General features: G+C 45.8%; 13 protein-coding genes and 1 pseudogene. 8 read left to right on the forward strand and 6 right to left on the reverse strand.

The genetic code is table 11. The features are described from left to right. Positions 1-245 precede the first annotated feature (245 nt). The 3 genes from AACV78_RS11690 to AACV78_RS11700 all read right to left on the reverse strand — a co-directional run bounded on the left by AACV78_RS11690 (position 246) and on the right by AACV78_RS11700 (position 2,137). A complete protein-coding gene (locus AACV78_RS11690; protein ID WP_194009586.1) occupies positions 246-557 on the reverse strand; it encodes a DUF2489 domain-containing protein in 312 nt (103 codons plus the stop codon). A gap of 109 nt (positions 558-666) precedes the next feature. Then, positions 667-969, reverse strand: coding sequence for an immunity protein TriTu family protein (locus AACV78_RS11695; protein WP_194009587.1), 303 nt, complete (start codon positions 967-969; stop codon positions 667-669). 61 nt (positions 970-1,030) lie between these two features. After that, on the reverse strand, positions 1,031-2,137 hold the full coding sequence (locus AACV78_RS11700) for a precorrin-8X methylmutase (RefSeq protein ID WP_339383591.1): 1,107 nt from the start codon (positions 2,135-2,137) through the stop codon (positions 1,031-1,033). A gap of 292 nt (positions 2,138-2,429) precedes the next feature. Between AACV78_RS11700 and AACV78_RS11705 the strand changes: the two genes are divergently transcribed. From AACV78_RS11705 to AACV78_RS11725, 5 genes and pseudogenes are all read left to right on the forward strand, one after another. Then, positions 2,430-3,530 carry an RpnC/YadD family protein gene (locus tag AACV78_RS11705; RefSeq protein ID WP_194009588.1) on the forward strand — a complete coding sequence of 367 codons (1,101 nt, stop codon included), beginning with the start codon at positions 2,430-2,432 and terminating at the stop codon, positions 3,528-3,530. 280 nt (positions 3,531-3,810) lie between these two features. Next, on the forward strand, positions 3,811-3,936 hold the full coding sequence (locus tag AACV78_RS11710) for a hypothetical protein (protein ID WP_255512945.1): 126 nt from the start codon (positions 3,811-3,813) through the stop codon (positions 3,934-3,936). A gap of 73 nt (positions 3,937-4,009) precedes the next feature. After that, entirely contained in the window at positions 4,010-5,923 is a 1,914-nt protein-coding gene (locus tag AACV78_RS11715) for a heavy metal translocating P-type ATPase (RefSeq protein WP_194009589.1), read from the forward strand. Positions 5,924-5,951: 28 nt separating this feature from the next. Continuing rightward, positions 5,952-6,059: pseudogene (locus tag AACV78_RS11720) on the forward strand (AAA-like domain-containing protein); the annotation flags it as partial. A gap of 96 nt (positions 6,060-6,155) precedes the next feature. Next, entirely contained in the window at positions 6,156-6,695 is a 540-nt protein-coding gene (locus tag AACV78_RS11725) for a diguanylate cyclase (RefSeq protein WP_339383592.1), read from the forward strand. Between the two features lie 64 nt (positions 6,696-6,759). On the opposite strand, the gene AACV78_RS11730 is transcribed toward AACV78_RS11725, so the two are convergent. Together AACV78_RS11730 and AACV78_RS11735 are read right to left on the reverse strand one after the other, a co-directional pair. Continuing rightward, positions 6,760-7,113 (reverse strand): rhodanese-like domain-containing protein, encoded by a 354-nt coding sequence (locus AACV78_RS11730; RefSeq protein WP_194009590.1) that lies wholly within the window; start codon positions 7,111-7,113, stop codon positions 6,760-6,762. 276 nt (positions 7,114-7,389) lie between these two features. Further along, complete coding sequence (locus AACV78_RS11735; protein ID WP_194009591.1) at positions 7,390-7,998, reverse strand: hypothetical protein; 609 nt, start codon at positions 7,996-7,998, stop codon at positions 7,390-7,392. 194 nt (positions 7,999-8,192) lie between these two features. Between AACV78_RS11735 and rpsD the strand changes: the two genes are divergently transcribed. Beyond that, the gene (rpsD, locus tag AACV78_RS11740; RefSeq protein ID WP_194009592.1) at positions 8,193-8,801 is read left to right on the forward strand and encodes a 30S ribosomal protein S4; all 609 of its coding nucleotides are present in this window, start codon (positions 8,193-8,195) and stop codon (positions 8,799-8,801) included. Positions 8,802-9,512: 711 nt separating this feature from the next. Here the strand turns inward: rpsD and AACV78_RS11745 are convergent. After that, positions 9,513-9,917, reverse strand: a complete 405-nt coding sequence (locus AACV78_RS11745; RefSeq protein WP_194009593.1) for an STAS domain-containing protein — start codon at positions 9,915-9,917, stop codon at positions 9,513-9,515. A 210-nt stretch (positions 9,918-10,127) separates the two neighbouring features. On the opposite strand from AACV78_RS11745, the gene AACV78_RS11750 reads away from it, so the two are divergent. Then, on the forward strand, positions 10,128-10,331 hold the full coding sequence (locus tag AACV78_RS11750) for a hypothetical protein (RefSeq protein ID WP_194009594.1): 204 nt from the start codon (positions 10,128-10,130) through the stop codon (positions 10,329-10,331). Between the two features lie 95 nt (positions 10,332-10,426). Next, positions 10,427-10,757, forward strand: a 331-nt coding sequence (locus AACV78_RS11755) for a cobalt-precorrin-5B (C(1))-methyltransferase (protein ID WP_228042694.1), incomplete at its 3' end; no start/stop codon positions are given.

The following is a 10,757-nucleotide window of genomic DNA, read 5'->3' on the forward strand; positions in this document are numbered from 1 at the left end:
ACAGGTTTCGGGTGCTGTTTGGGGGGCTCTGGGGAAGTGGTGAAGGAAGAAGCAACGATGTAAATTTGCAACCGCAGAAAGGAGAATTTGATTTGTACGCTGTTGTTCGCGATTTAGTGGTTGAATGAGCTGCCATTCGGCGTCTGTTCAGTGCTAAGGCTAGTTACAGCGTATTCCAGTTTATGAAATGTAGGGACACGGCAATGCCGTGTCCCTACGGTGAGCTAACGATCGCGCGGTGTACTTCATAAATGTGGAATCTGCTGTATTATTTCCCTACAGGCTTCTATTATTTCCTCTTTTACTAAAGAAATATATTCATTTTTTTCTCTATCTAATCTTGACAACGCTTCTGAAACCCATTGTTTTCTTTCTGCGGGGACAATAGGAAAAATATCTGTCTCGGAATCTATTCCTCTTAATACAAAGAAGGCTTCAGGTGGCTCTGCTAATTCACGTTGAAGATGCACTAATCTACGACATCCATCTAATAAATCTATTTCTTGGTTAATGATATTGGTAGCAATTTTGATGATTTTAGCCTTTATTTCTTCCATTTTTTTAATTCCTCACATCTGGATAGATCGTAATTTTGGGTGCGATTTTTTGACCAGTTACAATATTTTTATACAAAGAAGTTTCAATATGTATATATTTAACTCCTTTTCAACAAATGTTTAAATTCAAAATATTGAATAAGTTTTCACAAGCTTTGCTGAAGTTAAAATTCGCCTGAATCTTTAAATATTCATCAAACACCATTTTTTCTGAAACAACATCTATAATTTCTAGTTGAGAATCTCCCGATTCCCATAGTGTTATTCGAGCGATATAATTATCAGAATCTAAGTCCAAGCGTAGACTTTGTTGAGCTACATCTGACGGAGATTTTACAATCTCTAATTGATAACCCCAGTTTTCAATTTCCTGACGTTTGTCCTGAATCCAACTTTCAAATTTATCTAACATAAATCTGAACAAACTCTTTAATGTAACTTTGTTGCTGTGTGAGTTATATTTGTTGCCTTAGTCACTTGAGATGACAGTGACAATTCGGCTTTTCAATCAAAGACTCAACCAAAGCATTCAAAGCCACCGCCGCCAATAAGCCACCGCCAAAAGTTCCCACCGTCGTAATATAAGGAACGCCCGATCGCACTAACCGCCGTTTCGCCACCGGAGAATGACTAAACCCGATCGGCATTCCAATCACCAAAGCCGGTTGCAGTTGCCCGTTCTCGATCGCCTCGCACACCGCCATCAGCACAGACGGCGCATATCCTATCACCAATATACAGTTTTTTTCCAATTTCAACAACTTTTCAAACCACTCACGATCGGCCCAAAATTCCTGTTCAGCTTCCGGCGCAGCATTGATGTGCGGATCGTCAATTAAAGTTGCAATACTTGTTCCTAAATGCGCCAATCTTGTGTTATCCAAAGCCGCACACACAGGAGGCACGTCAGCGACAATTTGACATTGATTTTTCAAAGCTTCCCGCGCCGATTTAATCGCCGTTTCGCTCAACTTCACAAACGGCAGCAGCGAACAATCACCGCAAGCCAACACCAGTTTTGAAAGCAAGTCTACCTCAATTTCCGAGCGATCGCTCAAATCCGGCAACAAATGCTGCAACGACTCCCCAAACGCCTCCGGGTGAGTGTGCGCCCCCGCATCCCAACCATTCCAAAGTTGTTCCAACTGTCCCAACTCCCCGTCAGTTTGCGCCTGCAACAGCCTCAATTGCGCCAGTGCGCCCGCTTGCACCGCTTGACACGAAAGATCCCGCCCCAGCAATCCTTCCAGTGCACAAGCCGTTTCTCGGAGGCGAACAATCTGCTGAATTACCGACAGATATTGCTGTTGCAAAGCCGCCACCAGCGCGTCAGGAGAAGCATCCGCGTCAGTTTCTAGCAATTTGCGGATGTGAGACAGTTGAAAGCCTTGTTGCTTGAGTGCGACTATTCTTTGAAGTCTTTGCACGTCGCTGCGGGTGTAAAGTCTGTAGTTAGAGGTCGATCGCACGGCCGGAGATAGCAGCCCCAAAGCGTGATAATGCCGCACCATCCGAGGCGTAATTGTGCCTTTTACCGCTTCAGTAAGTTGTTTGATTGTCAGGTATTGTTGCTGCATCATACCAATTCTGCAAACTAGGACTAAATCTTCTAAATTATATCCGATCTCTGTAGGTAAACGGCATTGCCGTGTCCGGCGCGGGACTATTCAATTTTTATAATTAATATTCTTATTTGAGAGCGTTTAATGGTCAACAAGACTCAAAGTTTAAAGCTGTTATTGCGAGAAAAAAATTGATTCAAACTTTGTAAATACTTCTTATTTTTGCAATAATTTAACATTAAAAATATTGCTTTAAAGCATGATAAAATCAACTAATGCAGTGAATCCAACATCTTAAATATAAAATCGAATGACTCGATTAATTCACGATCGCTTTGCCAAAGAATACCTAGAAGAGATGCTGTCTCCATTAGGAACAGTCAATATCGGTCGCGATGTCACTTCCGAAGTGCAAGAAATCGATGTTTACTTTACTCATGAAGCCACAGTCCCAGAACATATCGAAAACTTAGGATTGCTGGGGCAACTAGCAACGGCGACGGCAATTTTTGAACCGTTCCGCAACCCGGCAACTATCAGGGAAGTTGTCGGCTGCATCAGCAAATTGTTTGATATTCAGAGCGAATTAGAGCGAGAAGCCAGAAGAGACAATCTTCGACTTAACGAAAATGATTTTCCGAAATTGTGGATTCTCACTCCCACAGCGTCAGAATCGCTGTTAAACGGGTTTCGCGCACAACCAGACGAACCCAATTGGATGCCGGGAATCTATTTTTTGGGGGAATATTTGCGATCGGCAATTGTGGTAATCCATCAGTTGCCAAAAACTCCCGAAACCTTGTGGCTGAGGATTTTGGGCAGAGGAAAGGTGCAGGAAAAAGCAGTGGCCGAGTTAATCGCCTTGGCTGCAGACAACCCCCTGCGAACTAATGCGTTAGAATTGCTGTATCGACTGCAATCAAACTTAGTAGCAAATTTAGAACAGCCCATAGAAACAGAAGACCGGGAGTTAATTATGACTATCGCACCTCTCTTTCAAGAACAGTTACAAGCAGCACAGGAACAAGGATTAGAACAAGGATTAGAGCAAGGATTAGAACAAGGAAGACAAGAACAACAGCGCTTAATTTTAGAGAACTTTCTGCGAGTGAGATTTGGAGAACTAGACTCGTTGATGATAGCGTTTCTCTCTCCCGTCTCCAGGATACCTGCTGCCGAGTTTACGGTGATTTTACTGGCGATATCTATGCTCGCGGTGGATGCAGCAGGTAGGCAAGAAGCGGTGAGATTGTTAGCAGAAAATGTCTTGGCACTGCGGTTAAATGAAGTTGGTGATAGTTTACCTACACTGGTTGCTAATTTGTTGGCTTTACCTGTCGCAGAGTTGACATTGTTGTTGGAACAATTGCCTCAGTTATCGGCTGATGAATTGATTTCGCGATTGGGATAGATATAGTCTTTCTCAAAAAGATGAGGTACTATCCGGCATAGGGCATAGGGCATAGGGCATAGGGCATAGGGCATTGGGCAAACCGGGCAAACCGGGCAAACCGGGCAAACCGGGCAAACCGGGCAAACCGGGCAAACCGGGCTATCCTCACTTTTTAGAGAACCGCTATATAGTCTTGGACGCACGGGCGGTCAGAAACCGGGTTTTTAGGAAAATACTTGATTGTAGCCGACAGATTCGGTAAAAAACCGGGTTTCTTTGGCTTGATGTGTCCAGGACTATGTTTGTTTGTGCAGGACATGGCAATGCTGTTTTCTTGCCAGATTTACCGACTGTTTATCGCGGTTTGCGATCGCCCGAAATACAGGAAACGGCAGTGTCGTTTCCCTACCCGCAGGGAATTTAAACCAAAAGCTTGACATTGACATTAATGTCAAGGTTTACGATGCAGGAGTCATTCTACCAAGTCAAATTTTCCCATGACTCCCAATTCCCTCCCCACCTCGCGCCTGTCGCGCCTCGCCGCAGAACATCCAGATGCTGTGACGGCTGCCCTGTGCGGAATTCTGGTAATTTTGGGTTCGATCGCCCTACAACTCGGTTGGCTGGGCTTAGCGGTGTTAATTTTGCCCGCTGCTTACGTAATCGGCGGCTATTCCAGCACCCGCGAAGGCTTGACTACGCTTTTTCAAGAACGCGAATTAGATGTAGATTTGTTGATGATTGTTGCTGCTTTGGGCGCGGCAGGTTTGGGGCTGTGGCGGCAAGAATATCATTTAATTGTTGACGGCGCGGTGTTGATTTTAATCTTCGCAATTAGCGGCGCGCTGGAAGGTTATGCTATGCAGCGGACTGAACGCAGTATTCGCAGTTTGATGAGTTTGACGGCGGATACTGCTAGGGTGATAATGTATGGAGATGAACGGTTTGTGGCGATCGACAAATTGGCAATTGGCGATCGCATTTTAGTCAAGCCCGGAGAAATTATTCCTACAGATGCGATAATTATCCAAGGCTACAGCAATCTCAATCAAGCCTCGATTACCGGCGAATCGATGCCAGTGGAAAAAGTTGTTGGTGATGAAGTCTTTGCAGGCACGATTAACGGTGCCGGCGCGCTACAATTGGAAGTTCACAAAACTCCCGAAAGCAGTTTGATTCAGCGAGTGATTCGGCTGGTACAACAAGCACAAACAGAAGCGCCTCCTTCTCAGCAATTTGTGGAAAAATTCGAGCGCGGTTATGCTAAATTAATTGTCGGTTTAGGCTTGTTGTTGGCAATTTTGCCGCCTTTTGTTTTAAACTGGAATTGGGAAGATACAATTTATCGGGCGCTGATTTTCCTAGTAGTTGCTTCTCCCTGCGCGCTGATGGCTTCGATTATGCCGGCGCTGCTTTCGGGTATGGCCAACGGGGCAAAACAAGGGATTTTGTTTAAAAGCGGCGCGCAACTAGAGATAATTGGTAAAGTCAGGGCGATCGCCTTTGACAAAACCGGCACTCTCACCACGGGAAAACCACAAGTTGTCAAAATTGTACCAGCAGCCGGATATACTGAAACAGAAGTTCTGCAATTGGCTGCGGCCTTAGAAGCTCATTCCGAACACGCGATCGCCCAAGCAATTGTCCAAGCTGCCCAGCAGCAAGAGTTATCGTTGTCAAGTGCGATCGACGTACAAGCAAAAATCGGCTGCGGCATTGTCGGCCGAGTCAACAATCAAATCATTGCCATTGGTAAAGCCGAATTTGTCCGAGCAACTTCCGAATTAACTCAAATCAGCCAGCAGTTGCAAGCCGAAGGGAAAACCGTTGTTTGGGTGGCAAAAAACAGTCAGCTTTTAGGAATCATTGCAGTCGCAGATACAGTCCGCCCGGAAGCAGCAGCCACAGTAAAACGCTTGCAAAATTTAGGTGTAGAACATATCATAATGCTGACAGGCGACAACGAACAAACCGCTCAATACATCGCCCAACAACTAGGCATTAACGAAGTGTACGCCGAACTTTTGCCGGAAGACAAAGTGCACCTAATTAAAAAGCTGCAAACCCAGTATCAAACCGTCGCAATGGTAGGAGACGGCATCAACGACGCACCAGCCCTCGCCCAAGCTTCCGTGGGAATTGCGATGGGAATTTCCGGTAGCGATGTCGCTTTAGAAACTGCTGATATCGTATTAATGGCAGATAAACTAGAACAACTAGGTAAAGCAATTAGTTTGGGCCGCAGCGCTCAAAATGTAGTCAAACAAAACATTGTTTTTGCGCTAAGCTGCATTATACTATTGTTGGCTGCTAATTTTTTAGGAAATATCACAATGCCGATCGGCGTGATCGGTCATGAAGGATCTACAGTTTTGGTAACATTGAGTGGTTTGCGGTTGCTGAGACATTAATTAAATTACTGGTTAAGTTGTCGGTGCTAAAAATAGCATTCACCTCGAACCTTTGATGGCCTATCAGCTATACAGCATGGGACTTGTCAAACTAGAAGGAAATAACTGTAGCTTGTCTTGCGAATTGTATCGCCTGTATTTTCAAGAGCAAAATTTGTGCGAGGACAGTTTTTCGGCTGTTGTTTTTGAGGAATTGCAGCAAGAAAATCAAAGGCTGCAAGGTTTGGTGAATGTGGACGAACTTACTCAAATTGGCAACAGACGGCATTTTGACAGTTGCTTGCGAGCAGGATGGAAACACATGGCTCGCGAGGGGTTGCCGATATCTTTAATTTTGTGCGATATCGATTATTTTAAAATATATAATGATACCTACGGACATCAAGCAGGAGATCGTTGTTTGCGATCGGTAGCTCAGGCAATTCGCGGAGCGCTGCAGCGTCCTACTGATGTAGCGGCTCGCTACGGCGGCGAAGAGTTTGCAGTTATTTTACCTCAAACTGACGCGGCGGAGGCTCTGCTTGTTGCCGAACAGATTAGGCTAAAAGTTAAAGCTTTGAATATTGTTTTTCGCCCGGAGACGGTTGACTGTCTGCCCAATTCTATGGTGACAATTAGTTTGGGAATTGCCAGCGTTGTGCCCGGGCAGAAAAATGATTCAGCAACGCTGGTACTGGCTGCTGATGAGGCTCTCTACGACTCGAAAAGACAGGGGCGCGATCGGCTGACTATGAGCACGCTTTTGAATTTTCGATTTACTACTGTTAATTAGGATTCGGATTGTGTCCGCCCCAACGCAATCATAAAATAGGTTCGTAGTTGGAGCGGGCGTCAGATTAATAGCGTGGCACGGTGCGATCGACTACCATTGAGTAAGCATCGATGCCGCCAACGATATTTTTAACGTTCGTAAATCCTCGCTCGGTCAACCAGTGGCACATTTGAGCCGATCGCACTCCGTGGTGACACAGCACGAGGGTTTCTGTGTCGCGATCTAGTCTAGCGTCAATTTCACCAGACCATTCGGCAAACTCGCTCAGCGGAAAAACTACAAAACCCGGCAGGGCCGCTAGTTCAATTTCGTAAGGTTCCCGAACGTCCACAAGCTGAGATTTCTCAGCATCGGTCGTTTTTTCTGCTAAGTAGCGACCTAATTCTTCGACAGTAATTTGAGCAAAATTTTGTGACATTTGATTATTTAAAAGAGTTATTGGTTATTAGTTATTGGTTATTAGTTATTGGTTATTAGCTATTAGTTATTTAACAGCTAACAGCTAACAACTAACAGCTAACAGCTAACAGTTAACTGTTAACTGTTAACTGTTCGGACATTTTCATGGCTCACATACAAAAGCTATAAACCGAGTTTATGAGGTTGCAGGTGCGCCCGCAGATTGTGATGAGGACGATCGCACTCACTACAATTAGCAATTAGCAATTACCAATTACCATTTCCCAATAAATAATTAATTGAGCCGCGAAGGCGGTGGCATTAGCTCGACGGGAGGAGTAGGTGCAGGACGCTCGTCCAACTGGCTCACTTTTTCCCTTGGATCGAGACAAGTTGCCAGCAACCTGTCAGTGGGAAAGTCGAGCCTGCCGCTCAACCCGACGACGCATTCAGCAAACTGTTCTGGTAATAAACTGCGGCGGCACCCATCAAGCACTAACAGGGGAGCTGCAGGTTGAGTTTTTGTTTTGGTGTGAATATTCACTACGCAAGTAGTCAATTCGTCTGGCCGCCTCACTTGCCGACAGGTAGAGAGGGCTTCGAGACCAGAAATATTTGTTTTGCGGTTGATTTGGAGGGCGCATCTAGATATGTCGCGGGGGTGGAGCGCGTCGGCACAAGCTGCTGCTGCTGCCTCGGCCCCTACTCCGGCTTCGATTAATTCTTTAGCGCAGACGCGATAGGAATTTTGAGTTCGGGGAAATCTCAGAGTGATGGCTGATGCTGGGGAGATTGGCAGTGCTACTGCCAACAAACTCAGGGCGACTAGGGGAGTGCCGAGAGCTAACATCCAGCGCGGTGCTGGCTTTGGGGCAGAAGTTAGGGGAAAATTGCGCTTTTGCATGGCTGATCGAGTTGTGAGTTTTTGGGCTGATTGGGGCGATCGAGCGATCGGCTTTTCCTTCAGAATTTACCGCACATTACGGTTCGCTGCGGTCGATCGATTTTTTTATTGATATTTGTGAGAATTTTGAGCGTTATAAACATATAATATAGAGTCTGCATAAAATTGCATACAGAGATTAGAGAGGAAAATAAATGTCTCGATATCGAGGCCCCCGATTAAGAATCGTTCGTCGCCTGAAAGAGTTGCCCGGTTTAACCCGCAAAACGCCCAGACGCGATTACCCGCCTGGGCAGCACGGTCAAAACCGCAAAAAGCTCTCTGAGTATGCGGTTCGTTTGCAAGAAAAGCAAAAACTCCGTTTCAATTACGGTGTGACGGAACGCCAATTGCTCCGTTACGTCCGCAAAGCCCGCCGTGCCACGGGCTCCACAGGTCAAGTGTTACTGCAATTTTTGGAAATGCGCTTGGACAATACTGTGTTTCGGATGGGAATGGCTCCAACCATTCCGTCCGCTAGACAATTGGTAAATCACGGTCACATCACTGTTAACGATCGTGAAGTCAATATCGCCAGCTATCAGTGCAAGCCTGGTGAAGTGATTGCAGTCAAAAATAGAGAGCGATCGCGCACGATGGTGGAAACCAATCTCAAAGATCCAGGCTTGGCTCACTTGCCCAGTCACTTGGAATTTGATAAGCAAAAACTGATCGGCAAAGTCAACGGCGTTGTCGAACGCGAGTGGATTGCTCTTCAGATTAATGAACTGCTAGTGGTGGAATACTACTCGCGTCAAGCTTAATTTATTAGTCATCAGTCGTTGGTCATTAGTCATCAGTTAGTTGCTAGCAAAAAATTAAGAATTGGGTACGCACTCTGTGATTAGTTAATTGCTACTGAATAACTAGGGCTCAGGACTGAAGACTGATTTTTGAGACACAGCCATACTGAAGGCAGAAAAAAGCTTTTTGACGGTCAACAATTAACTGTTAACTATTAACACTTAATTGTTGGCCGTTAAATTATATCCCGATTGTTCGATGTTCGGGATTTAGCTTGTAAGGAAGGAAAATTTAATAATTTAAACATCTGCCATACTCGTCTCTATACCCTTTCTCAAAAAGGTGAGGTACAGGTTGAGATTTGAGATTTGAGATTTGAGATTCTTCGGCTTCGCGAGCGTACAAGTTTGAGACTGGGGAATTGAGGGATTCAGGGATATATCGATCAATATAGCGGTTCTCAAAAAAGTGAGGATAGCCCTATGCCCACGGAACCCTATGCCCTATCCCGGATATTACCTCATACCAGAGTACAGAAAGGCTATACCTCATCTTTATGTATAGATTCCGTGACTTGTGCAATGCCAGTCTTTTCTCCAAAAGTCCCCGGCTCAAGAGAGGCAGAGCCTCCGGATCTGCATTACCAGGCTCTTCCTGGTAACGAGCAAAAATATTAACTTGCCGATTTAAAAACTAGGTTTTAGGGCTTAACAAGGAAGCGATCGCAGCATTTAGCCCGCCAAAAATTGCTCGAATTCCTGATCGAATAAATCGCCCCAAGGGCCAAAACAAATTTCGCGCGAACTCATCCACTCGGCTCTCAAATCTCTAGAGATAGCTAAATCCATAGCATGAAAGACGATCGACTTGCCGAGTATAGCGGCTAACTCCAATCCTCGGGCGAGGGCGGCAATTCCCTCTGGCGCGACAGCATCCACTTGCTGCAGATCCACGACAACTTTCAGGGTGGCCGTTTCCAAAGCTTGCTCCAAATTAATTTGGAAATCTAGGACAGAGATGCCGCCGAGACAGCCCTTGAGTTGCAAAATAATGGTGTTGCATGGGGTGGTTCGGTGAGCTAGTTGAGAGGTTGAATCCGAAACAAATGGAGGCGTGAGGTTAGTAGCGGTCTTCATATTTCTTCCCCCTGCGAGACCGCAACCATAACTCTACTCAATACGGGGTAAATGGGGGGAAAAAGGATGCAAGGTGTGTGGAAGATAGCTATAACCATCTGGTTTTAAAAATTTGTTTACAGTATTTGTACTTAATTCCTGGAATTTGTTTGTTACTCTTGGACGCGCTGGCGATTTGGCCCGCGAGGGATAGCTTCGCCGCGCCTGCGGGTGTTTTGTGAACATCTGCGGGCCAGTAAGGCTTCGGAGTCGGTGGTGGGCGATTCTGGAAGGGGGATAGTTATCCTACTCTTCACCGAACCCCTGCGGAGAACGGGAACGGGCGATCGAACGATCGCCCGTTCTTCTCAAAAAGTGTTGCTGGCTTCAAGGCAACTGGTAGGACACAATTATTACTTGACAAAAATTACCTGAACTGCATCTCGTAGTAAACTCTAAAAATAAGCTTAAATGTTTGAGGGCGATCGCTGCTAGTAGGTGATGTCGATCGCCGGCAAATTTACGGATCTATGCACTCCATCGTGACACAAACTCAACCTTTATCCGGGTATACACTGCCAGTATTTGCCTGTGCAGCAGCACTGGCAGCTTTGCGGTGCTTGCGTGGAGGTATTCAGTATGTAGATACTGTATCAGTAGATTTACTGGAACCGCAAGTAACTGCAGAAATTCCGATCGAACAAGCATCTGTACTCAAAACTGATACTGCTCTAGGCGTGACTCGCTCCGAGCCGGGAGACAACCTCGATTTGACTCGCAATACCCCCGTTTGGGCAATGGTGGAATTGCACAGAGAGGAGGGGGAGAATGGGGGAGAGGGAGAGCAGATTGTGATTGTTG

The organism is Tychonema sp. LEGE 07196, from assembly GCF_963890365.1.
GTDB lineage: Bacteria > Cyanobacteriota > Cyanobacteriia > Cyanobacteriales > Microcoleaceae > Microcoleus.